Raw genomic sequence first — 24,264 nt, 5'->3', positions numbered from 1 at the left:
GTGGTGTTTCAATTTCGACACAGTCTTTAATGCTACTACGACTGCATTACTAGCAGCAAGTCATTCTCGTCATATAACTGTTCTAAATGTCTAGACCAAGCCCAGGGCGGTGCTATAGCGAGGCCTAGACATTCAGGTCTAGGCTGGTAGTAAGGTTTAATTCCCTACGGTGAAATCTGACTCGACAGTGAGATCCAATTGGGTAGGGTCGATGACAATCACCGCACTTTGGGACGTGGTCTGGCTATCTCCGGTGAGGATGGCTTCCACTAGGCTGCCTAAGTTACGGTTGCCAGTGAGGGAAGCCAGGATGGACTCGGCGGCAGCCGTTACCAAGGCCCCTTGCAGAGTGCTAGCTTCGACGGAGGTAGTGGCTGCGATCGCATCTGATTCGGCATCGATGGAGTAGCGACGATTATTCACGCTCAGGCTATCAGCCACGAATTTAGCCGCAGTCACCGAGGCCCCGCGGATCTCCACCGGCACAATTCGTCCTTGTACCGGGCTACCGGCGGGGATCACGATCTGCCCCTGCTGATTGCGCAGCGGGCGAGCCACCTCCAAGGTGGTGGTCACAGTTTGCCCAGGAGCAACCACAAGATCCACATCATCGCCATTGGGATAGTGGAGCTCAATTGATGTACCAGCCCGCACCACCCCTGAGACGGTGGGGATAGCCCCACTATAGCCTACGATGTAGTTGCTGGCTTGCAGGCCAGCTTGCAGGGCCGGCATCCGCCCTGCAGCTACTAGGGCTTGGTAGATGAAGGCCGCCACATCGGCCCGGGTCGACACCTGCTCTGGACGTAAGGTGTCGATATTGGGGTAGTTCACCACCAGGGCAGACTCGGTGGCCGCCGCTACTTCATCCTCGGCATAGCTAGGGATCTGGTCAGCATCGCGGTAGAGGCTGAGGGCCTCGTTGATCGAGCCACTGGCACTAAACTCCAGCCCATTCACTAGAGAGACGAGTACCTGTACCCGGGGGATTTGCTGTTCGGGTCGAAAGGTGCCATTGGGATAGCCCGAGAGAAAGCCCCGGCGATAGGCTTCTGCGATCGCATCCCGGGCCCAATAGTCGGCCGACACATCACTAAAGCGGGTAGCCGAGCGGATTTGCGGCTGCTCAAAAGCATTGCGTACAATGGCCGCAAACTGGGCTCGGGTCACTGGTTGATTGGGCTTAAAGCTACCGTTGGGGAAGCCAGCGATGATCTCGGCATCTGCCAGACGCTCGATGAACGGCCGCGCCCAATAGTCATCACTGACATCGGTAAACTCCACCGATTGGGCCCATCCCGGTGCCGCCATCCCCAAAGGTACCAGGGCCCCCACAAGAACACCGATTGCCCCAAGGGGGGCACGGTTTGATAAACCACTGAGCATCAACATAGGCGTTACGATGGTTAAAGGCGAAATAGCAATCCAAATAGTTACTAGGCTGAGCGCTACGGCAGAGCCTCAATCCCGAGACCAGGCATTAAGGACGTAATCTTTAATACCTTGCCTAAAGTATCAAGACGAGCAGCGCCCGCCCCGAGTTCCCTACCTCTGGTGCTGCCTGCCTAGCGGGCTCCCTCAGATTGCTGGTTGTGAATAGCCCTCAGCATCAAACCCATCCGGTCTCTGCCTGACTAATGCGATCGCCTAGTTGAAAGGGACTGCCATCGTGCCTACGGGGTTTGCCCCAGCTGATAATGTAAGTTTTGCTACCGGCGAAGGGGGCGGAGATAGGCATCCAAACGACGGCCCTCAGACGGTTTAATCATGGTCTACGGCCCATGCTTGGCGGGCTTTGGGACAACTTAGGGCGATAGAGGCCCTGCAGCCGCTCCTGAAGCTCCTAGTAGAGTATGAATATGATGACTATTTCTGTGAGGAAATCCCTGAGGTCTTGGCTCTGATGGGACCAGAGGTGTTACCGGATCTGATGCCCTATTTAGCCCGCGAAGGCCTATCGGAGTGGAGCAAGATTCCCATTGCCGAGGGCATTAAACTCATCGGTAACCAGTATCCCGATGCCCAGGCAACCTGTGTAGAAATTCTATGGCAGCAGCTAAAGGCCTATCGCGATAATGCTGATGGTCTCAATGGTTGGCTGGTGGACGGGCTGGTTAAGTTTCAGGTTGTAGAGGCGGCTGATTTGATTGCCGCCGTCTATGCCGAGGGCAACATCGACGAGATGTGTGCGGGGACTTGGCCTAGGGTGCAAGTGGATCTGGGATTGAAAGCAGAATCAGACTTCGAGCCGGATGACTTCGTGCCGGAATCCATCCGAGAGTTGCGGGCGGCTTTGCCGCAGCTAGAGGCCTTCAGCGAATGGTTGAATGACCTCTCGAACCAAGGCAAGGTGAGTGCCGTAAAATCTGGGTTGCCCCTAGATTTAGACGCCCTTGCTTCGGAGACACCAGCCAAATTTGGTCAGGGCTCTCTTAAGGCCCCTAAACCATCTTCACCGACGCAAGTACAAGGATTTGGATCTGGGGGAACCCAGGCAGCCTCTCCATCCAAGAAATTCAGCAAGAAATCCAGCAAGAAAAAGAAAAAAAAGAAAAAATAGGCGAGTCAGTGCTGGAGGACGGTGCTCGCATCTGCTGGTCAATTGGTCGAGCAGGTTTCTTGGTCGCAGGAAATATTACCAGTTGCCGCTTGCTCAGGCACGACCGTAAAGCCGCCGACCCGCAGGCCGGTAAACCCATATTCCTCTTGCAGCACCTGGCTAAACCTGGCGATGATGTTGGGTAATTGCTTTTCGATATCGGCCCGCAGTTGATCGGCCTCGGGAGGCGGGTTACCGACGGTTTCCACAGACATGGCACGACTCACTGATAAGTTACAAGTAGGTCTATTCTAGGGTGAAACGCCTGTTTAAATCGTGCTTGCGATTAGACCAGGGCCTGAGGACGGTCGCAAACCACCTGGCTTTTAGCATATCTCAATCTAATCAGCCTTTGCATCCTTGGTCACCCCATCACAGAGCTGTTGCTCCGCCTCCGTCAGAGTCGGATTCGTCTGCAAATAGTCCTGGATCCAGGCACAGCCCAACTGCACTAGGGTCTCTACTTGCAAAATACTCAGATCCCACACCAGGATGCGGTTGTCCTCACCGGCTGAGATCAACGTCGTCCCCCCGGCATCAAACCGGACTGCTTTGACCCCCTCATCATGGCCGGCCAGGGCCACGATGGGATCTCCATGCTGACTCCAGAGCCGCACCGTTTGGTCTTGACTGGCTGAGGCCAGGCGGGTCCCGTCGGGGCTGAACTGGACAAAATTGACCTCGGCCGTATGGCCCGCTAGCCAACGGGGCGCTGCGGATTCCAGGGACCATAACCCCACCCGATGGTCGGCACTGGCAATGGCCAGGGTATGGCCCTGGGGATGGAAACTAAGGCTGTAGAGATTGGCCTCCGTAGTCAAGGATCGCTCCACGCTGCCGGCGGCCAGATTCCAGATTTTTAAGGACTGCTCTCCAGCTGAGGCCAAGCGTTGACCATCGGGACTAAAGCCGACGCCGAAGAGATTACCGCCGTGGTCCAGCTCTTGCAGAGATTGCCCCGCCACACTCCAGAGCCTAACCAGGCCATCCCCGCCAACGGAAGCAATTTGGTGGCCATCGGGACTGAAGGCAACCCCATTGGCCCATTGGCCATGGCTGCCCAGGGGGCGGCCAAACTGCCCAGCTGCTGTCCAGAGTTCCACCAGTCCCTGTCCAGACTCCTCCGCTTCCCCGGCCACGGCAAGATACTGCCCTCCCGGACTCACCGCCATGCCGTTGATGACCACGAGAGACCGCTGCAAGGTTGCGGTCACGGTGCCTGCTGGGGACCAGAGTTTCAGAGTGCCATCGTCGCTACCCGACACCAACTGTCCTGTGGTTGGGTTCACAGCCACACTAGTGACGACATCGGAGTCGAATCGAGGCGTTACCCAGGGTGAGGGCCATTGCCACAATCGTACGGTATTGTCTTCGCCGGTGGTGGCGATGAATTGACCATCGGGACTAAAGGCAACATGACGAACTGAGCCTTGATGTCCCGGTAAGCTTGCCAGTCGCTGGCCATTCAGTCGCCATAGATGCACCTGGCCATCATCACTACCAGCCCCGATGACGCGGCCATCAGGGCTGTAGGCAAGGGCAAGGAGTTTATGGTTACTGTCACCAATCGTTGGTAAGGAAGTACCGTCCACTTGCCAGTGGAGAATCTTCCCCTGCTCACTGGCTGCCGCTAAACTCTGCCCGTCGGGGCTAAAGCGCACCTCGAAAAGGCTACTGCTATCTCCTGGTAACACCTGTAAGGCTGCCCCATCACGTCCCCACAATCGCACTGTACCATCGCCACTAGCCGAGGCCAGCCAGCGCCCATCGGGACTAAAGTGCACACTCAACACCGGCCCGGTATGACCAGTCAACTGCTGCAGCAAGGTACCATCCCGTTGCCAGAGATACACGCTGCCATCGAGACTGGCGGAGGCTAGCCGTTGGCCATCGGGGCTAAAGTGTACGGAAGTCACCCAGGCTTGATGGCCTTCCAGGGTGTTCAAAAGTTCTCCGTCAGGGTGCCACAGCCGTACCGTGCCGTCCTCTCCCGCTGAGGCGATGACTTGGCCATCGGGGCTGATACTAACGTCTACGACCTTGCCGTCGTGACCTTCCAGGGTCTTGAGTAGTTCTCCGTTGGTGTGCCATAGCTTCAAGCTGCCATCGAGGCTGGCCGATACTAACTGGTTGCCGTCTGGACTAAAATCGGCTCCAAACACCCAATTGCTGTGACCGATTAAGTGATTGCGCTCGTGAGTCCAGTACACCGATTCGGCCAGAGTCGACAGAACCCTCGGGGTCAGCTCAGGATCGGCCCAGGGGGCAGATTGCAATTGTCGGCCGGCCTGCAATCCTGCCATCAGAGCCGTGAGAGGATTGCCCAGGCTAAAATTTGCGGTCGAGGCAGCACTCAGGGCCTCGATGCCCTGGACGACAGCCTGGCGGCGGCGACTTTCCGCCACCAAGCCCACCCCAGTGACCACCACCAGGGCCATGGTGATGCCCCCTAAGGCAAGTACTTGGAGTCGTTGCCGTTGCCGTTGCCGCCGGGTTTCGGCCCGACGACTGGTAGCCACGTATTCTCGCTGGGCCTGGGTAAAGGACGGTTTCTTATGGGTTTCAATCAGCCATCGCTCGGCGGTTTCCAGCACTTGTCCTCGTAGCAGCAGACTGTCATCCCGCTGATGCTGACTCCACTCATCGGTTTTGGTTAACAGGCGGGTATGGGCTCGCACATAATCTAAATCGGTGTCGAGAGCCTGCAGCAGGGTCTGCCCAGATTGCTCAAACTGATCGGGATTGTCAAAGTAGATCCAGTTGATCTCCCGCAGGGCCGGATGGACGTCGGTGTCTATGATGGGTTGGATAATGATAGGCACCAGGCGTTTCTGATAGGCCAGGGCCCATTCCACTTCCTTATGACACTCCATCGAGTTGGCCGATTCGGGACTGAGAATGAACAGGAAGTTATCGGCGGCCAAGATGCCCTGGCGAATTTCATCGCGCCACTGGGACAGGGGGGGAATGTCTTCCCAGTCGACCCAAACGGTGCGATCGCATTGTCGCAGATACTCAAACAGCTGCTTCACGAAGGCCTTATTCCGACGGGAATAGGAGATAAAGACATGGTATTGGCTCTTAAGGGCATCATTAGCCATGGGCAGCAGGACCATAGACAGTCGGCGACATCATTACCCAAAAGCTTTGGGAACTTGCTGGGTACCGCCCAATTTCGCGTCGAGGCCAAACTGCCCCGCCTCCACCCATTCGGCATTGAGCAACGACCACCAATCTGTCGCCAGTCCGTGCAGCACATAGTCGTAGGCCAGCCAGCCATAGCCCTGGTTGCCCCATTCAGTGCCCCAGGAATTTTGGATCAGAAACGCTTCCCGAGCATCGTCATAGCCCACAGCCATCACCGCGTGGCCACGAATAGCCGTTTGTGAGGACACGGTCATGGCATCCTGACTGCCCTGGCGCATTTCCCGCAGGGTGCGCTTGAAGGTGTCGAGATCCTCGGGAAGTTTAATCATGCCATTGGAGGAATTGATCGGGGCCTGGCTGCCATCGGCGGCAGGATAGGGATGATCATTGGCGGCATCATAGGGGAACCCAAACACTGCCGGAAAGCCGGCGGCCAGCACCGCCTTGATCTGGGTCAGTACGACACGTCCTGCCACCGATTGCGGAGAGGCCTCGGGGGCGGGTGCCTCTCCATACTCTCCTGAACCCGAGGGCTGAGCCGTGTCGCCAAAGTAGTCCAGGCGAAAATACTTCACGGCCTGGTAATTTTGGGCAAAGGCATAGCAAAATTGGGGTGGTTCTTCATCGAAATCGGGAAATTCAACGGTATAGGGCCAGTATTTTCCCGGGGGCAGGCCGAATAGTCGCATGGCCTTCAGGGTCTGGCGAATGGACGCGCCGCCGTCAAAGGCATGGTCGACGAAGGCCTGAACCTGCCCGTCGGCCACCCGCTTCTGAATCTCCTGTACCCGGGTGTGGTCATCGGTATTGAAGGCAGTGATGGTATCCATGAACGCCGAAAAGGCCTGGTCATCGGATTTTTCGGCGACACCATCCCGCAGCAGTCCCTGTAGGTATTGCCGCTGTGGTTGACTCAGCTCGCCCAGGCGGCGGGTGACCTTGTAGAGAAAGCGCACCGATGAAGTGGAGGCCTTGCCAAAGCTCTTGGTCTGAAAGTATTCGATCAAGGATGCGATCGCATGGCTGGTGCAGCTATTGCGGCTTCCCTGCTGTTTCACCGCCCCACACCAATAGCTCAGATCGACAATGCTGGGCAACACGTAATACTGCTCCTGGGGGCCTTTGAGCTCATCCACCAGGGCCATGGTCAGGGGCAGCCGCAGACTCGCTCGGCTGGCAGGGTTCACCTGCAAGTCATACATGGTGTCGGGATTGATGCGGATCACATTCTCCGGTCGAGGGGACTCAGCCGCAGCCTGCGGTTGTCCCTGCTTCACCAGGTCGACCATTGCTGATTTCAGCTGCTGCGATTGGCCATACTGTCCCAAGGGCGTCAGGTGACCGAGTACGTGGCGAATCGACCGTAACCCCGCATCCTGATAATCGCGAGACCCCTGTCCACCGTCTGACGACGTCACAATATCGCAATCCTGTAAGGCCTCTAGTACCGCCAGTGATAAGGGCGGCGGCAATGGTCGTAAGCGGTCAAGATCACTCGGGCTATCTAGAACTGGCTCCGCCACAATTAGATCAATGCCAGAGACCATGTCCTGCAGGATGATCTCCAGATCCTGCCGCAGCCCTGTGCTGGTTTCCAACAATGCCTGTTTACCCAGGGCTCCGGGACTATTGCCCAGCAACCACCCCAAGAATCCAGGTGCACTCTGGGCATCCGGTAATTTATTGAGAAACGTTTCAAAGGATTCAAGCAGTTCAACACAGCGGCGAAAAGTCTGAATCTGCTTCACCAGGGCATGGATCTTGTTGTGACGGAGTGTGTAATCCTGGAAATCAATTTGATCTGGCGTCCAACCGGTGCCCATGTTACCCATAGACCATGCCCCCGATAGAATACTGGCAATTCTAAAAGATCTGCCCGGATCCCCCCAATCTCTTCAATAAAACGCAATCTGTCACTGGCTGACGCCTGCATCGATGCAGCCGGTATGCCTGGGTTGGCTTGCTACCCTAGAGTATTAGCCGAGATACACCAACGACCCATGCCCGGGATACCGGCCACAACCATTGACACCCTAAATAGGGAGCTACAGACGGCCCCCAGGGGTTATCCCCTGAGCATTGCGCCCATGATGGATCGCACTGATCGCCACTATCGCTACTTCATGCGGCAGATCACCCGACATACCCTGCTCTACACCGAGATGGTGACGGCCCCAGCAATCTATCATGGCCATCGGGACACTCTATTAGGCTTTTCCCCGGCCGAAAAACCCTTGATCCTGCAGATCGGCGGCGATGACCCGGCCCTACTGGCTGAGTGTGCTCGCATTGCCGCCGACTGGGGATACGACGGGATTAATCTCAATGTTGGTTGCCCCAGCGATCGGGTGCAAAGCGGCAACTTTGGTGCCTGCCTGATGGCTCACCCCCAACAGGTAGCCGACTGCGTCACCGCCATGATGGTGGCCTCGCCTCTACCCGTCAGCGTCAAACACCGTATCGGCATCGATCACCTCGACCGCTATGAAGACATGGCCCACTTTGTGCAAGTGGTGGCCGAGACCGGGTGCCGCCATTTCAGCGTCCATGCTCGCAAGGCCTGGTTACAGGGACTGAGTCCCAAAGAAAACCGAGACGTGCCCCCCCTCCGCTACGGTGATATCTATCGTCTCAAGCAAGACTTTCCCCAGTTGCAGATTGAAATCAACGGCGGCATTCGCTCCCCAGAGCAAGTCCATCAGCACTTACAGTGGGTTGATGCGGTCATGATCGGTCGGGCCGCCTATGACAATCCCTACTTGTTTGCCCAGTTGGAACAAGATCTCTTCACTCCATCCCAGCTACCACCCAGCCGCCATCAGGTGGTCACGGCAATGCTGCCCTATATTGACCATTGGACTGGGCAAGGACTCAAGCTTCACAAAATTACTCGCCATATGCTGATGCTATTCGCTGGCCAACCCGGCAGTCGTGCCTGGAAACGCCACCTGAGTAAGTACAGCTGCAAACCAGGTGCCGGTCCAGAGGTGGTGCAGCAGGCCCTAGCGTTAGTTCCCAAGAGCTAGGAGTTCCTGGAACGTCGATACTCCTTACTCTTGGGGTCGCTTTGCCTGTGACCCAAGGGATATGGCCGATGCTAGGGGGTAGCTGGTCTGAAAACATACAGGGCAAGCCGCTTCCCAAGCCTACTGAGAGCTCATTGGCAAAGGAAATCTTAAAGAGCCGTCAAGGCAAGTGTTCTCAAGGCTTCTAGCGATCTTGCAGGAGTGTTCGCGGTGTTTCTGAAAACCTTGCTCTGACTACTGTTTAGGCGGCTTGTCAATCACCTCTGATTGAGTCCGCCGTGTAACAGTTAACAGTCCTACCTCGCTGAAGTCACCTATGCTGAGGCAGAATGGGAGGAGACTGGCCCTAGCAGTGGCCAACAGGTGACTTCCCTGCTATCCCATTCTATAGCAGTCACGAAGAGTCGGTAGAGAGCGCACGTTAATGGCCCAGTTCCAGACAGAGTCAGCGACTGTTGAGTCCCGAGAGGCTCATCCCATGATCGTCGCCCGTAACGTCGAGAAGTGGTACGACAACGGTTTTCACGTGCTCAAGGGCGTGACTCTAACGGTTAACCGAGGGGAAGTGGTAGTCATCATGGGGCCATCTGGCTCCGGTAAGTCTACCTTTATTCGCACCTTCAATGCCTTAGAGGCCTATCAAAAGGGGGCCATTGCAATAGACGGCATCTTCCTCTCCCACGACCTGAAGAACATCGAGGCCATTCGCCGGGAAGTGGGCATGGTATTCCAGCAATTCAATCTGTTTCCCCACCTAACCGTTTTGCAAAACGTCACCTTAGCTCCTATATGGGTGCGGCGCTGGCCTAAGGCCAAGGCTCAAGATGTGGCGATGCAACTGTTGGATCGAGTTGGCATTTTAGAACAGGCCCATAAATTTCCAGGGCAGCTCTCGGGGGGACAACAGCAGCGAGTCGCCATCGCCAGATCTCTAGCCATGCAGCCTAAGATCATGCTCTTCGATGAACCCACCTCTGCCCTGGATCCGGAAATGGTGCGGGAGGTGCTGGATGTGATGCGTAATTTGGCTGGCAGCGGCATGACTATGGTCTGTGTTACCCACGAGGTCGGCTTTGCCCGAGAAGTCGCTGACCGCGTGGCACTTATGGATGCAGGCATGCTGGTTGAAGAGAATACCCCGAACGAATTCTTCAAGGCTCCTCAGGAAGGTCGCACCAAGCAGTTCTTGTCACAGATCTTGTAGTTCCATAGATATCGCTTGTAATTCAGCCTGGTCGTCTGCGATAAGTGGAAGAGGGTGGGTCCGCAGAGGGACCGCGAATAGGTTGGGATGCTGTATCGTCCTGGGTGATTCAGTGGTCTGCGCTCAGCAGTGAGGACTCGCCGCACCTCCTATTGTGACCATAAGCACCAGCGATGACCTCCGCTAACTACATCATGGCCCTCGATTTGGGCACCACTGGCAATCGGGCCATTATCTTCGACCGGGATGGTAACATCGCCGGTCAGGCGTACAAGGAATTGACTCAGTACTATCCTCAACCGGGCTGGGTCGAACACGATCCCCGGGAAATTTGGCAAGACATCGATTGGGCCATTGGGGCGGCCATTGGCAATGCTGAAATCCAGCCTGGTGAATTGGCGGCGATTGGGTTGACGGTGCAACGGGAAACCTGTTTACTCTGGGACAGTGATACCGGACGGCCTTTGCAGAATGCCATCGTTTGGCAAGACCGGCGTACGGCTCCCATGTGTAATCAATTGCGGGATATGGGCAAGGCGGAGGAAATTGCCCAACGCACGGGTCTGGTACTAGATGCCTATTTTTCGGCGACGAAGTTGGCCTGGCTATTGGATCGGGTTAAGGAAGAGACTGATCCGCCTGTAGATTTTAACCGGGTGCTGGCCGGTACTGTCGATAGTTGGGTGTTATGGAATTTAACCGGGCGACAGGTACATGCCACCGATCACAGTAACGCCAGCCGCACTATGCTGCTGAATATCGAGACGGGGGATTGGGATGAGTCTCTGTTGGCCCTATTCAATATTCCTCCCCATATGATGCCGATTATTCGGCCCAGCCTAGGCTTGTTTGGCCATACCGATCCTGGCATCACTGGGGCCGAGATCCCAATTATGGCTATCTTTGGCGACCAGCAGGCGGCCCTCTATGGCCATGGTTGTGATCGACCGGGGTTACTCAAGTGCACCTATGGCACCGGCGCTTTCTTGGTCTCTCACACGGGGGATGAAATCGCGCGATCGCAAAACCAATTGCTCACTACCATTGCCTGGTCCGAGGCCACAGATCAGGGACCTCCCCATATCGGCTATGCCCTAGAAGGCAGCATGTTCACCGCCGGGTCCTGCATCCAGTGGCTACGGGATGGCATTCGCGTCATCACCAGTGCCGCCGATACCGAGTCCTTAGCCGAGAAAGTCTCTGACAACGGGGGCCTTTATTTTGTGCCGGCCTTGAGTGGCCTGGGAGCCCCCCACTGGGATATGAGCGCCCGGGGCGCCTTCCTGGGCATCACCAGTGCCGCTCAGCGGGAACACATGGTGCGGGCTGTGCTAGAAGCCATTGCTTACGAGGTTAAAGAAGTGGTCGATGCCGTCAACCAAGATGCTGGCACCCCGATCAAGCAACTAGTGGTCGACGGCGGGGCCTGCCGCAACAACTTTTTGATGCAATTCCAAGCCGATGCGCTGGGCATTCCCGTAGAACGCCCGACCGTGCTGGATGTAACAGCTCAGGGGGCCGCCTTCGCTGCTGGCTTAGCCGTTGGCTTCTGGAACGACTATCGGGCCCTAGTCACCAACCGTCCCACCGATCGGGTGTTTGAACCCGGGGATGGGACTGCCCAAGCCCAGGCCAACTTCGCCTTCTGGCAAAAAGCCGTGGAGCGGGCCAAGCATTGGGCAGAGTGAGGGAATGGCAGTGGGGGAGTTACTAGTGAAGAGTGAAGAGTGATGCAGAAACTTATGACCCGTTACTTGCTACTCGCCACTCAATACTCAATTCACTCCATCACCTTCAGTACTCCATCGCCTTAATCACGCCGTCACCGCTGTCGGCAAATAGCCCATCTCCTCCAGCTTGGCTAGGACCTTATTGACGCTTTCCTCTAGGGTCTCGTTGTGGGTTTCACAGTTGACCTCAGGGTTGAGGGGGGGCTCGTAGGGGTCATCGATGCCGGTGAACTGCTTGATTTCACCGGCTCGGGCTCGCTTGTAGAGGCCCTTCACGTCGCGATTCTCACAGACCTCTAGGGGAGCACTGACGTACACTTCCATGAAGTCGCCGATGCGCTGCCGCACTTCGTCCCGAATGGCTCGATAGGGAGAAATGGCGGATACCAGTACAATTACCCCATTGCGGGTGAGTAGGTGAGAGACGAAGCCGATACGGCGGATGTTCTCATCCCGGTCTTCCTTGCTGAAGCCCAAGCCTTTGGTGAGGTTGGTGCGGACGATATCCCCGTCCAGCACTTCTAGTTTGCATTGACGTTGCCGCAGTTTTGTCTCTAGGGCTTGGGTAATGGTGGATTTCCCAGCCCCGCTCAATCCTGTAAACCAGATGGTGACACCGCGATGTTCCATAGTCTATTCGTTATCTCCTTATCATCGGCAAACGGTCATTGTCGCCATCAGATGGGTAATTGGGTTCCGATGGCATCTGGACTCTACAGACCATAGAGCCAGCCCGCCAGGGAAGGTATCACCAGTGCCATCACTAGGCACAGGGGACCACCGACTCTGACAAAGTCTAAAAAGCGATACCCGCCGGCTCCGTAGACCATGGTGTTGGTTTGATAGCCAATCGGGGTCATGAAGCTGTTGGAGGCGGCGAAGGTAATCACGGCCATGACGGTAAAGGGATTGAGGTCAAGGGTTTCGGCGATCTGTACTCCCACGGGTAGCAACAGGATGACGGCGGCGGTGTTGGAGAGAATGCCGGTGAGTACTGTCGTGAGGACAAACAGGACCATCAGCAGTCCATGGGGGGAGAGGTGCTGGCCTAGGGCGACTAGGTTAGTGGCCAACCAGTCGGTAGCCCCTGAGGTTTCCATGGAAATGCCCAGGGGAATCAGGCTGGCTAGCAGAAAGATCACGTCCCAGCGGATGGATTGGTAGAGTTCCCCTGGTTTCAGACAACCGCTGAGCACCATCAACACACTGCCGGTTAGGGCCGCCACTAGGATCGGCACTTGATTCAGAGCCGCCAAGACCACTACCCCTAGGCCGATCAAAATGGCGATGGGGGCTTTTTGCGATCGCAACGTTTCCAGATCCCGTTGCTCCAGCACCAGCAGATCGCGGCTGGTCTGCAATCCCACAAAACTTTGCTTCGGCCCCTGCACCAACAATAGGTCCCCAAACCGCAGCGGCACCTTGCCCAGGCGGTCCCGCACCAGTTCCTCCCCCCGCCGGATTGCTAGCACCGTGACGTTGTAGCGCTGGCGGAAGCGCATTTCTTTCAGCGTCGAGCCAATCAGGTTGGAGTTGGCCAGCACCAAGACCTCGGCGATGCCCTCCTCGCCGGAACTCAGATCCGCCTGCCAGGACTTTTGCCCAAATTGAACGTCTGGCAAGATCTCCAGCCCTTCGCTATCGCGAATCTTCAGCAAGTCGCCGCGGCCACAGCGCACCAGCAAAATATCCCCCGCCGACAACACCTTGTCTGCTAGGGCTGGGCGAAGCGATTCATTGTGAATCAGCTCTAACACATCTAGATCAAAGCGCCGCTGCAATTCACTAGCCCGCAGGGTCTGTCCCACCAGGCTGGAGCGCGGCGTAATCACCACTTCACTGACATATCCCCTTAGGTCATACTCCTGGCTGAAGGAGGTATGGGACTGCTTATGGTCTGCAGCGGCGGGGACAAAGATCAGATAGGCCAGGCCAATGCCAAGGCAATCGCCCCCAGGGCCGTCACAACACAATAGGTCAAATTCCCCGTAGCCCAACTGGCCCGAAAGGCCACTGGCTAGCACCGTGGTGGAGGTGCCCACCACCGTCAACATGCCTCCCAAGATGGTGATGAAGGACCAGGGCATCAGTAGCCGCGAGGCCGAGAAGCCCTGGCGGCGGCAGAGATCTTCTACCGTCGGCCAGCAACACTGAGAGGACGGCGGGTTTTTGATTACTCCCGATAATGGTCCTGGATCGCACCCCAAGGCAGCATCTGTTTGGGCCTGCTTCCCCGACCAGGCGATTAGGGCTTGGTTTAACCGTTGCAGCGCCCCGGTGCGGGCAATGCCTGCACTGAGAATAAACATGGCCATCACCGTGAGAGGTGGCTGGATTGCTGAAGCCCAGAAACCCTTCCGCGGCGTCACCTGCCCCAACAGCATCAGCGTTACCATGACTACCATGCCAGTGATATCAGCTGGCAGCCATTCCAGCATAAACAGCAGCAGGGCCAGAGCCGCAATCGCTAGGGTCAGGACAATATCAGCAGTCATAGACAGGGTTAAAGAGGTGGCAGGCTGAGAGCGAGCTCTCCACCTACCGTAGCCTTCTCCTCAACCCATTTCCTAGTGGAGCCAGGCTAGTTGAGAAAGCTTTAAGAAACGTTAAAGCTGATGTTACCGTTAATCGGTGGCGAAACCTAATGGTCACTCACTTAGTCACCGCTGCAATAGCCACAGGCCCGTATAGGTCATGCCGGTGTCATCCGGACGCACCAAGAGGAAGTGTAGTCCTTGGCTGTCGGCCTGTCGTTGTTCAAAAGGTTTGGGCCGCTTCAGCCACCTGTGGATCCGCGAAGGTAGTGAGAATCCAACGATCCACCAATCCTGCCTCCAGCACCAAGCCATGGGGGGGGCCGGCGATCACCTCTAGGAATACCGGCTGCACCGATTGTAACCAGCGCGCTAGGGGCATTGATTGCCGTCCCCCATCGATCACCACGCCAGGGATAGGGGTAGTACTGGCCACTCCCAGCCGTTGTGGCAGTTGCTCTGGCGGCATCTGGCGAATGGGGATGGGCTCGTGGGGAAAGGTGCGCTCAAATTCCCCGGCGGTAATGGCGGCAAATCGCCACTGCTCTCCCCACAGTGATTCAGGCAGGGGATTGGGCGGCGGCCGATCTAATGCCAAAGAGTCGTACGACTCGCCGGTGTAATGGTCCAGGCTAGGGTACCAGGCCGCCCGCTGCTGTAACCACTGCTTCAGGGTAGGGGTATGGCGGCTAGCCACCACCAAAATTGCCAAGGGAGCCGCCGCCGCTTCTACCAAACTCAGGCATTGAGGGCGAAACACCTGAATTTCCTCGGGGGGACGAGGAGCCCTGTCTAGGGCTACCTGGAGATGATGGCGTAGCCACTCGGCAGTGACCTCAGACTGGGGGACCATCACCCCATAGGTAAACCCCAGGGTCTTATCAGCCGCTTCACATATTAGTAGTTCCCACAGAGGCTGTCCTTCCGGAGTTGCCAGAGGACGGCGGTAGCAGTCAACCTGCCAAGCAATCATCGTTGCTCCTTTTGGTTCGTCGTCGTTTTATCAGGGCATGTCGATCAATGGCCATGAACCTCGATAAGACTGCGCTTAATCGGGTAGCTCGGGGGGCTCACCCGAGGGGATCTCGCTCCCCCTCGGACTCCTACGACCAGGACGAACCGCTTGTGGTGTTCGCAAAGCGGCTCCGCTCGTAGTGAGCGAAGTCGAACTTGCAGGAGCAACGCAGTCGAACTACTTGTGATGAGCGTAGTCGAATCACCGCCTTGGACCCTGCGGAAGGACCTGTCGGTTGGTCGTTCAAGATCGCGTCGCATCGGCACGGTAGCCGGTTTTCTCTATTGGGCGCGGCAACCGCGCCCCCTACCCTGTCCCATCCACCCATCCACTCGTCACTCGTCACTCTTTACTCTTTACTCGTCACTCTTTACTCTTTACTCTTTACTCTTTACTCTCCGCTCTCCGCTCTCCCTCAGGCGCTGGCCAGTACTGGCTCGTTGGGGATGGCTATCTCTGGGAAGTAGAGCCGGGTGACATACTCCGCCACCATGCGGTCAGTATTGAAACAGGGGGCTCCCATGCGGATGGAGGCCTTCATCAGGGTGATCCAGCCCCGGGGAAGACCGTGCCGGTCCCGTTGATAAAACAGGGGAGCCATCTGCTCTTCTAGGAGCTCATAGAGAGTCTCGGCATCGCTTTGATCTTGGATCTCCTGCTCTCGAGTATCGGCCTCTTTGCGAATGGCCCAACCATTGAGCCCACGGCCATTGGGTCCCTCCTGATAGGCCTCGGCCCACCAGCCATCGAGCACACCACAGTTGATGCCGCCGTTGAGGCAGACCTTTTGACCACTGGTGCCGGAGGCCTCTAGAGAGCGCCGGGGGGTGCTCAGCCAGACATCCACTCCATGCACCATGAGTTTGGCGGTATAGATGTCATAGTCTTCGATGAAGGCGATGCGATCACGTAGGGAGGGATGGCGGCACCACTCCATCAGCCGTTGAATGATCCGCTTGCCCTCATCATCGGCAGGATGGGCCTTGCCAGCAAAGATCAGCTGAATCGGCCGCCGCCGATTGGACAGAATCCGGATGGCCCGGTGTAGATCTCGAAACAGCAGTCCCCCGCGCTTGTATGGACTAAAGCGACGGGCAAAGCCAATGGTCAGGGTGTCGGGATCCAACAAGCGTTCTACCGCCGCAATATCATCGGCGGCCTCGCCACGGCCGAGACGAGCCTGACGCACTCGGGCGCGAGTGTGGGCGATCAGCCGTTCCTTCAAGATGCAGTGACGTTGCCACAGATCCTCATCGGGGATGTCATTAATTCGAGTCCAGATCTCGGTGTTCCCCATTTCCCGGGCCCAACTCTGGCCCAGATACTCACCGTAGAGATCATTCAGCAAGGGCGCCGTCCAGGTGCGGGCGTGGACCCCATTGGTGATGTGGCTGATGGGCACCTGCTCAGCAGTTTCACACTCTGGATACAGAATATGCCACATTTCCCGGGACACCTCCCCGTGACGACGGCTGACGCCATTGGCGGCACGGCTGAGGCGCAGGGCCAACACTTCCATGCTGAAGGGCTCCCAAGGATCCCCCAGGCGACGGGCCCCTAGGGATAGAAATTCCTCCCGAGAGAGGCCCAGTTTGGGCCAATAGTCGGCGAAGAAGGAATCCATCATATCGGCTGAGAAGGTCTGAAACCCTGTCGGCACCGGTGTGTGGCTGGTATAGATGACTTGCTTGCGCAGCCGTGGCTCTACTTCGAAGAAGTTTTCCCCGGTGCGTTCGGTCTCGTAGCGGGCCACTTCCAGTAGGGCAAAGGCGGCGTGGCCTTCGTTGAGATGATAGATAGAAGGCTCAATCTCTAGAGCCTCCAGCATGCAGACGCCGCCCACCCCGAGCAGCAGCTTTTGGGCGATGCGAGTTTCCCGATTGCCGCCGTAGAGATGGCCGGTCAGCCGGCGGTCAATGGGATCATTGTCGCTGCGGTCAGCATCCAACAAATAGAGCTCAACCCGACCGACCCGCACCTTCCAGACCTGAATTCGTACGGTGCGCTGCCGAATCCGTACCTTGATGGTGACTGGTTGGCCAAACTCGTCCCGCACCAGCTCCAGCGGCATGTGCTCGAAGTCGTTATCGTCGTAATAGTCTTCCTGCCAGCCGCTGCGGTTGAGGCGTTGGCGAAAATAACCCTGGCGATAGAGCAAGCCTACCCCCACCATGGGCACCCCTAGATCCGAGGCCGATTTTAGGTGATCTCCGGCCAAGACACCCAAGCCACCGGCATAGATGGGCAGGGACTCGTGCAAGCCGAATTCTACACAGAAGTAAGCCACAGGCTTCTCGTGGGAGAGCTGCGGCGCCACCCGACTGGCCCAGGTGTCGCGCTCGGTCATGTAGCTGTCGAATTGCCGGGCTAGGGTCTTAAGCCGCTTTAGGTATTCAGGATTTTCGGCAATCTGAGAGAGCCGTTCATAGGAGACCGACTCCAGCAGGGCCACAGGGTTGTGGCGGCAGGCCTGCCAGATGGTGGGATCGATGGTGCTAAATAGGGAGAGATGGTCGGCGGTCCAACTCCACCAGTAGTTGTAGGCGAGGTCGCCTAGGCGCTGCAGGGGGGCGGGGAGTTTGGTCTTGAGCTGAGTGATCGGGTTCATAGGTATGCTTAGCAGGAAGACAAGGAGTCACTGCAGACTCGGTCCTGACAACCGATGGGGACAATGGGTCAGGGTTTCTCTTAAAATCCTAAGGGCTAACCCATCCTTAGGCAGTTGGCGATAAGCTGAAACAACAGCGTGCATCTGATCCTCAGCCGTTCCCCTCGCCCGATTCCTCCCCATGAAATTCAGTATTGTGATTACCACTTACAACCGTCTCGAGCTGCTGCAGCGGGCGGTTAAGTCGGCCTTAGCGCAGGCCCTGCCGGCGGAGGTGGTGGTGGTTGATAATGCCTCTAGCGATGGCACTGAGGCCTATCTCCGTCACCTCGGAAATCAGGTGGTTTACTACCGCAATACTACCAATACCAGCCATGCGGGGGCGGTCAATGCTGGTGCCAAGGTGGCGACGGGGGATTGGATCAAGCTGGTGGATGATGATGACTACTTGGCGCCTCATTGTCTGGAGACGATGGCCGCTGCGATCGCACATCACCCCGAGGCCGTCATTTGTTCCGGCCAGGCAGCCCAGGTCAATCCCCAGGGAGAAGCACTGAGCCGCACTCCTCCCACGGGGCCAGGCCAGGCCTTCTACATTCCCCAGGAAGCCATCCACTACGGCATGTTACTGGAAGCCGTCCCCTTTGGCACCCCTATTCAGGTGGCCGTGCGGCGAGATGCCTTGCTCAACTCTGGCGGTTGGGACTTGGCCATGACCAGTTGTGACGACATCGATTCCTGGATTCGCGTCGCCGACTATGGCGATGCCCTATTTATCAACCAATGCTTGGCCTACCGCACCCAATGGCCCGGCGGCTACGATCAGAAAATTCCCCTACCCCAGCGCCTGGCCACCAATATTGTGATCAAAGAGCGCATCTATCAACACCTGCCCCCAGCCTATCGAGCCCAGGCTCCCCAGTTGGACGTAATTCGCGCCTACCTACATCTGCATTGGAGCCTCGTAGCCCTGAAGCAAAGGCGCCTGGGTATGGCCTTGCAGTTAGGTTGGCCCGCCGCCTTGTCTCCCCAGGCTTGGCGACTGTTGCGCCAGGCCAGACGATGGCGACAGTCGCCCGCCTCCCCATCCTGCGTGCCCAAGCATGTGGTCCTCGACTGACCGAGAAGATTTGGGCTCGAGGCCCTATTCGTCAAGGCCACGATGTATTCCCATGCCCTGCGGCAAGGCTTTAGCGCCCCTGTCTCCCGGCACATGAGTGGTTTTACCTGTGAGCTCCCATCCTAGCCACAAAGCCGAACGGTTCTCCAGACGACAGAGTCTGGGGAGAACACGGAAAACTTTGTGAAGCATTGGTAAAATTCGCTACAGCCCTCTAGGCGATCCTGCTTAATTACTCTAGAGTGATATATAGGTCAGTCAGATGACTAGGTAGTAATATGGTTGCCCCTGAGAACTGAATGCTGTCGGCTGATATGCGATCGCACTCAACGTTTAGGTGGTCGCCATTACTGTACATCGCAATCCTCGCGTTCTCCCGAAGAAGATGGCCCATCCCCCATCAGGTCATCCACCGTGAGTTGATTGCAGCAAGGAACCCTATGAAAGTTAGCCATATCGTGTCTTATCTAGGCGCCCTGGCAGGTAGCCTCAGTACTATCACAGGCTCCGCCCAGGCCGCGTCGTTTACGCCATTCTTATTTCAGACCCATTGGAGCGGGAATCCCCCGCAAGGAGATGTATTACTAAACGCTGTCACCATCGATGGCAAAACAGTCTCAGATTTTGCCACCGTCACCGATGCCTCCATTCTCTACAATCCTCCCTATACCGGCGGCAACAGCGGCGCTGCCAGCTCCGACCACGGGGATCAGACCACGCTCCAAGCCCTTGCTCCAGAAGGCCCCATGGTCGAAGATCCCACCGATGCCGACGTAGTGGCATCCCTAGGTAATCTCAACCTGAATAGCATCATTGATACCGAAGACAAGGGCACAGCTACCCTCAAGGTGGGCTTTGGTCAAGCCCAGAACCACTTCCTCTTCTGGGAGCGTGGTCTCAACAGCGACCTACAAGTAGAAGCCCTCGACGACGCCGGTACCGTCCTAGCGAGCTTTACGATCACCCGCGACCTCTGGGAGAACGCTGGCTTCCAGATCAATACCACCGAGATCGCCAATACCCAATCCGTAGGCGCCCTGGGCCTGAAACTGGATGGTGCCGGAGCTAGCTGGCTACAGCTCAGCAGCAATGCTACTTCCAAGGGGCCCGATTACAAAGTCGTGGCTGCTCAGGTGCCAGAACCCGCCACCGTGATTGGCTTGGGGATAGTAGCCGGGGCCTTGACACTGACTCGCCGTCGTCAATGCCCACAATGACCGACCGCATAATCCATGAGCGATAGATGAGATAGGGTGGCTGTGGCCACCCTTTTTTGGAGTTGTTTTCATCACAGATGAACGATGGGGGTAGCCAGTCAGCCTAGGGCCATGTTAGCCATTGCAATGGCTGAGTCTAGGCCTACCATTGCCCAAAGCGTGATGACGCCGACCATAGGCAATGGCTCAGCTGGACTGTATGATAGGACCGATATTTTAGGAGTCTGCCGGAGGTACCGGATCGTAACCCCCAGGATGTAGAGGATGACACCGCAGGATACGACGTCCGGCTAACCAACTGCCTCGGATTGGGCCAAATCGCTCCACTGCCTGGAGGGCATATTGGGAACAGGTGGGTTGAAACCGGCAGGTGGAAGGAAGCAGCGGGGAAATCAAGGCTCGATAGCCCCTAATCAGCCACAGCAATACTTGCTTCATCATCAGTCCCTCAACCCGATATCCTGCCTGGTCAACGCCATCTCTATCCTAATCTTCTCATCATCTATCTTAAGCAATGGCAATTAGACTTGAGCCGCCTACCCGCGCAGGAGTTTTACCGAAGACAGCTGGACCAGCTCCTGCCCAGAGAGCTGCAGAGAGATGCGGTAAAGTGAGCGTGGGATCAGCTTCTACCTCTTTTAGACATAAAGCCATGGGTAGGAGGCAGCAGCGTTCTGGACATTAGGAGTCTGCCTCGTTGCTTGTCATCTGGCCTGGTCCTAAAGCCCCTCTCCATTGCTCAGTGGTTTTATGAAGAAAGTCTTCGTCCTCGATACCAATGTGTTGCTGCATGACCCATCCGCCATGATGCGATTCGAGGACAATGAGGTCGTTTTGCCGATCACATTGATTGAGGAATTAGATCGCTTCAAGAAACAACCAGAGGCCACTGGGCGCAATGCTCGCTATGTCTCCCGCACCCTAGATGAGCTGCGTCAACGGGGCGCCATTATCCAAGGAATTCCTCTAGATAATGGCGGTACCCTACGGGTTGCCCTCTGCCATCGCGATACCCTGCAACAACTGCCCCCCGAACTGGAAGGGGACCAGGGAGATAATGCCATCCTAGCCGTAGCTATGGAGCTGAAGCAGCAGTGCCGCTGCCCGGTGGCGGTGATCAGTAAAGATACCAACCTCCGGATTAAGGCAGATGCGCTGGGGCTGGTTGCTCAAGATTATGAAACTGACAAAATTGACATCCAGGACCTATATACCGGCAGCCGTGACGTCATGGTAACCGCCGAGGCCATGGAGCAGTTGTTCAAGCAGGGGCATCTCGGCCTAGACTTACCACTATTTCCCAATCAAGCTATCACTTTAGTAGATCAAACCCAGCCGGCCCATACTGCCCTGGGGTGGGTAGAGGGGCGTCAGGGCAAGGTGATCCCCTTGAGCAAATTATCTGCCGTTGGGGTCTCTCGTATTCAGCCGCGCAACCGAGAACAGCGCTTCGCCCTGGAACTGCTCTTACAGGATTCGATTTCTTTGGTCACTCTGGTGGGCAAGGCCGGTACTGGTAAGACCTTATTGGCCATTGCCGCTGGTGTGCAAAAGGTAGGCGCCGAACATGTTTACAGTCGCCTGTTGATTGCTCGTCCGATTGTCCCTTTAGGGCGGGATATTGGCTACCTACCAGGGGATATTACCGACAAACTAACACCTTGGATGCAGCCCCTCTATGACAACTTTGATCTGATTTTTGCTACCCAGGAAACCCGGGGACGGCCAGAACACTGGCGTCGCGGCCACGAGGACATGATGGATCAGGGGCTACTGCAGATTGAACCGTTGACCTACATTCGCGGCCGTACCATTCCCAAGCAGTTTTTGATTGTGGATGAAGCGCAAAATCTGACGCCCCATGAAGTTAAGACCATCCTGACTCGGGCCGGAGAGCACACCAAGATCGTGCTGACTGGAGATCCCGATCAGATCGACAATCCCTATGTCGATGCCTCTAGCAATGGGTTGACCTATGTGGTCGAGCGCTTCAAGGAAGAAGCTCTAGCCGGTCACATTACCCTCTACAAGGGAGAACGCTCAGAACTGGCCGAACGAGCTGCCCTACTGCTTTAGAGTGGCCTAGGGAAGTAGGTCTTGGCAGAGACGCTGAAAGGCTGCCTCAGGCGCCGCCGCCGCCGTAATCGGGCGGCCAATTACTAGGTAATGAGCCCCTGCTGCCAGGGCCTGTGCTGGAGTCAACACTCGCTGCTGGTCATCTTGCTGGGCCCAAGCGGGACGGACTCCTGGGCAAACTAGGGTCATGGCAGGAGACAACGTTCGGCGCAGCAGGTCTGCTTCCTGAGGTGAGCAGACAATTCCCCCTAGACCACTATCCTGAGCCAACAGAGCCAATTGCAAGGTGTAGTCAGTTAACTCTAGAGGCACCTTGAGTTCAAAGGCAAGGGTACGGCTAGAAATGTTAGTCAGCAAGGTAACCCCCAATAGTCGAGGCGGAGGAACCTCGGCCTCAGCAGCTCCCTCCTGGGCGGCAGCCCGGGCAGTCATCAGTGCTGCTTTGCCAGCACTAGCATGCACTGTCAGGAAATCAACACCATAGCGAGCGGCAGCCCGACAGGCCCCAGCCATGGTATTGGGAATGTCATGGAGCTTTAAATCGAGGAAAATACGCTTCTGCCGTTGCTTCAGCAGTCGTAGCAGCTCAGGTCCGCTACTGACGAAGAGTTCTAAGCCAACCTTCCAGATCCGGACCTGAGGTAAGCGATCGACCAAGGCTAAGGCTGCCGTTTCAGTAGCTACATCCAATGGCACGATGAGACGATCGGCCGCCTGAAGGTTATCGAGGTCACCCATCAGCTAGGCCGCACTCGCATCAACACCTGACCAAATTCCACTGGCTCCGCGTTTTGCATCAAAATTTCGACCACTTCGCCGGAGACCTCGGCCTCTAATTCATTCATCAACTTCATGGCCTCGATGATACAGACGGTTTGCCCAGTCTGAATCCGATCTCCAATCTCTACAAACGGCGGCTCATCCGGAGCAGGTGCCCGATAGAAGGTTCCCACCATAGGAGAGGTAATATCAACCAAATTGGCGTCGGGGGTTGGTGCAGATTTAGACTCCTCCTCTGCCGGACCAGATGCCGCAGGAGAGGACGCCGGAGCCACCACTGACGAGATCGGTCCTGGGCTAGCGAGCCCTGCGTTTGGGGCCATTGCCGATAACTCTGTCGTCCCTCGCTTACGCAGTGTCAACTCAAAAGCATCACTTTTAAGGGTCAGCTCGGCAATATCCGTCTGATTGAGTGCTGCTACCAGTTCCCGGAGCTCGCTAAAGTTCAATTCCACAGGCCATTACTCCATTCCAGCTGGATACACGTTGGTATCCTCCCCATACATTGCCCCCATTACTCACGCCCTAAATAGGAGTCATTACGAGTATCAATTTTGATCCGCTCACCGACTGAAATAAACAGCGGCACCATGACTTGGGCTCCGGTCTCAACAATGGCAGGCTTAGTCCCTCCAGTGGCCGTATCTCCCTTAATGCCAGGATCGGTTTCCGTAACTTCTAGGACCACTGAGTTAGGCAATTCCACCTCTAGAATTTGCCCTTGCCAGCGCACGACGTTCACTTCCATCTCTTCTTTGAGATATTTGGACCGGTCACCAATCTGGTCGTCTGTCATACGGACCTCTTCGAAAGTTTCCATGTCCATGAAGACATAGGCATCGGCTTCCCGGTAGGTGTGTTGCATTATCACCTTCTCTAGAGTTGCTTGCGGCACCGTTTCTCCAGCTCGAAAGGTGCGCTCAACCACATTCCCTGTCTGGACATTCTTGAGCTTGGTGCGGACAAAGGCTGACCCTTTTCCTGGCTTAACATGGAGGAATTCAACCACACGCCATACAGAGCCATCAAGCTCGATGCTGACACCAGTGCGAAAGTCGTTACTAGAAATCATGACCCTGGCTTCTCTAGCAGATGATGGAGGACAATCGGCATCTCATTGTACCGCTCAGAGAGCATTTGCCATAACGCCTGAATAACCCCAGGGATGGGTAGGAAATCAGGTGGTGGAGTGATGGTGAAATGGAGTG

18 protein-coding genes and 1 pseudogene are annotated in these 24,264 nt (G+C 56.4%); 7 read left to right on the top strand and 12 right to left on the bottom strand.

The genetic code is table 11. From position 1 onward, the window contains the following. Positions 1 to 156 precede the first annotated feature (156 nt). Positions 157 to 1,311, bottom strand: coding sequence for an S-layer homology domain-containing protein (locus tag XM38_RS00445; protein WP_187329218.1), 1,155 nt, complete (start codon positions 1,309 to 1,311; stop codon positions 157 to 159). A 484-nt stretch (positions 1,312 to 1,795) separates the two neighbouring features. Between XM38_RS00445 and XM38_RS00440 the strand changes: the two genes are divergently transcribed. Further along, entirely contained in the window at positions 1,796 to 2,560 is a 765-nt protein-coding gene (locus XM38_RS00440; RefSeq protein ID WP_080812332.1) for a hypothetical protein, read from the top strand. A 38-nt stretch (positions 2,561 to 2,598) separates the two neighbouring features. Here the strand turns inward: XM38_RS00440 and XM38_RS00435 are convergent, their stop codons facing one another. The 3 genes from XM38_RS00435 to XM38_RS00425 all read right to left on the bottom strand — a co-directional run bounded on the left by XM38_RS00435 (position 2,599) and on the right by XM38_RS00425 (position 7,578). Further along, the gene (locus tag XM38_RS00435; protein WP_080805751.1) at positions 2,599 to 2,814 is read right to left on the bottom strand and encodes a hypothetical protein; all 216 of its coding nucleotides are present in this window, start codon (positions 2,812 to 2,814) and stop codon (positions 2,599 to 2,601) included. A 126-nt stretch (positions 2,815 to 2,940) separates the two neighbouring features. Continuing rightward, positions 2,941 to 5,715: a toll/interleukin-1 receptor domain-containing protein gene (locus XM38_RS00430; RefSeq protein ID WP_088428793.1), complete on the bottom strand. Its 2,775-nt coding sequence runs from the start codon at positions 5,713 to 5,715 to the stop codon at positions 2,941 to 2,943. Positions 5,716 to 5,733: 18 nt separating this feature from the next. Then, positions 5,734 to 7,578 (bottom strand): C1 family peptidase, encoded by a 1,845-nt coding sequence (locus XM38_RS00425; protein WP_088428791.1) that lies wholly within the window; start codon positions 7,576 to 7,578, stop codon positions 5,734 to 5,736. 168 nt (positions 7,579 to 7,746) lie between these two features. Here XM38_RS00425 and dusA point away from each other — a divergent pair, with 168 nt between their 5' ends. The 3 genes from dusA to glpK all read left to right on the top strand — a co-directional run bounded on the left by dusA (position 7,747) and on the right by glpK (position 11,664). After that, positions 7,747 to 8,772 carry a tRNA dihydrouridine(20/20a) synthase DusA gene (gene dusA / locus XM38_RS00420; protein WP_088428789.1) on the top strand — a complete coding sequence of 342 codons (1,026 nt, stop codon included), beginning with the start codon at positions 7,747 to 7,749 and terminating at the stop codon, positions 8,770 to 8,772. A 424-nt stretch (positions 8,773 to 9,196) separates the two neighbouring features. After that, entirely contained in the window at positions 9,197 to 9,976 is a 780-nt protein-coding gene (locus XM38_RS00415; RefSeq protein WP_080805737.1) for an amino acid ABC transporter ATP-binding protein, read from the top strand. Between the two features lie 173 nt (positions 9,977 to 10,149). Then, complete coding sequence (gene glpK / locus XM38_RS00410; protein ID WP_080805735.1) at positions 10,150 to 11,664, top strand: glycerol kinase GlpK; 1,515 nt, start codon at positions 10,150 to 10,152, stop codon at positions 11,662 to 11,664. A gap of 126 nt (positions 11,665 to 11,790) precedes the next feature. On the opposite strand, the gene cysC is transcribed toward glpK, so the two are convergent. The 4 genes and pseudogenes from cysC to glgP form a co-directional block, all read right to left on the bottom strand. Next, positions 11,791 to 12,336 (bottom strand): adenylyl-sulfate kinase, encoded by a 546-nt coding sequence (gene cysC, locus XM38_RS00405; RefSeq protein WP_080805733.1) that lies wholly within the window; start codon positions 12,334 to 12,336, stop codon positions 11,791 to 11,793. Between the two features lie 83 nt (positions 12,337 to 12,419). Beyond that, positions 12,420 to 14,201, bottom strand: coding sequence for an SLC13 family permease (locus tag XM38_RS00400; protein ID WP_088428787.1), 1,782 nt, complete (start codon positions 14,199 to 14,201; stop codon positions 12,420 to 12,422). A 165-nt stretch (positions 14,202 to 14,366) separates the two neighbouring features. Then, a pseudogene (locus tag XM38_RS00395) lies at positions 14,367 to 15,213 on the bottom strand (Tab2 family RNA-binding protein). Between the two features lie 457 nt (positions 15,214 to 15,670). Beyond that, positions 15,671 to 17,863, bottom strand: coding sequence for an alpha-glucan family phosphorylase (glgP, locus tag XM38_RS00390; protein WP_080805731.1), 2,193 nt, complete (start codon positions 17,861 to 17,863; stop codon positions 15,671 to 15,673). A gap of 181 nt (positions 17,864 to 18,044) precedes the next feature. Here glgP and XM38_RS00385 point away from each other — a divergent pair, with 181 nt between their 5' ends. Beyond that, positions 18,045 to 18,983, top strand: a complete 939-nt coding sequence (locus tag XM38_RS00385; RefSeq protein ID WP_088428785.1) for a glycosyltransferase family 2 protein — start codon at positions 18,045 to 18,047, stop codon at positions 18,981 to 18,983. Between the two features lie 440 nt (positions 18,984 to 19,423). Next, positions 19,424 to 20,200 (top strand): exosortase-dependent surface protein XDP2, encoded by a 777-nt coding sequence (locus XM38_RS00380; RefSeq protein ID WP_080805727.1) that lies wholly within the window; start codon positions 19,424 to 19,426, stop codon positions 20,198 to 20,200. A 216-nt stretch (positions 20,201 to 20,416) separates the two neighbouring features. Here XM38_RS00380 and yidD read toward each other — a convergent pair whose 3' ends face one another. Continuing rightward, on the bottom strand, positions 20,417 to 20,638 hold the full coding sequence (gene yidD / locus XM38_RS00375) for a membrane protein insertion efficiency factor YidD (protein WP_080805726.1): 222 nt from the start codon (positions 20,636 to 20,638) through the stop codon (positions 20,417 to 20,419). 312 nt (positions 20,639 to 20,950) lie between these two features. Between yidD and XM38_RS00370 the strand changes: the two genes are divergently transcribed. Next, positions 20,951 to 22,276, top strand: a complete 1,326-nt coding sequence (locus XM38_RS00370; RefSeq protein ID WP_080805724.1) for a PhoH family protein — start codon at positions 20,951 to 20,953, stop codon at positions 22,274 to 22,276. 6 nt (positions 22,277 to 22,282) lie between these two features. Here the strand turns inward: XM38_RS00370 and pyrF are convergent, their stop codons facing one another. Genes pyrF through efp form a run of 3 tightly spaced genes read right to left on the bottom strand, consistent with a single transcriptional unit; the run spans position 22,283 to position 24,128 of the window. Continuing rightward, a complete protein-coding gene (gene pyrF / locus XM38_RS00365; protein WP_088428783.1) occupies positions 22,283 to 23,014 on the bottom strand; it encodes an orotidine-5'-phosphate decarboxylase in 732 nt (243 codons plus the stop codon). Then, the gene (gene accB / locus XM38_RS00360) at positions 23,014 to 23,511 is read right to left on the bottom strand and encodes an acetyl-CoA carboxylase biotin carboxyl carrier protein (protein ID WP_080814371.1); all 498 of its coding nucleotides are present in this window, start codon (positions 23,509 to 23,511) and stop codon (positions 23,014 to 23,016) included. Before accB ends, pyrF begins: the two co-directional genes overlap by 1 nt. A 59-nt stretch (positions 23,512 to 23,570) precedes the next feature. Next, positions 23,571 to 24,128 carry an elongation factor P gene (gene efp, locus XM38_RS00355; RefSeq protein WP_080805718.1) on the bottom strand — a complete coding sequence of 186 codons (558 nt, stop codon included), beginning with the start codon at positions 24,126 to 24,128 and terminating at the stop codon, positions 23,571 to 23,573. Positions 24,129 to 24,264: the final 136 nt, after the last annotated feature.

The organism is Halomicronema hongdechloris C2206, from assembly GCF_002075285.3.
Lineage (GTDB): Bacteria > Cyanobacteriota > Cyanobacteriia > Phormidesmidales > Phormidesmidaceae > Halomicronema_B > Halomicronema_B hongdechloris.
This window is presented reverse-complemented; position numbering and strand designations above follow the sequence as displayed.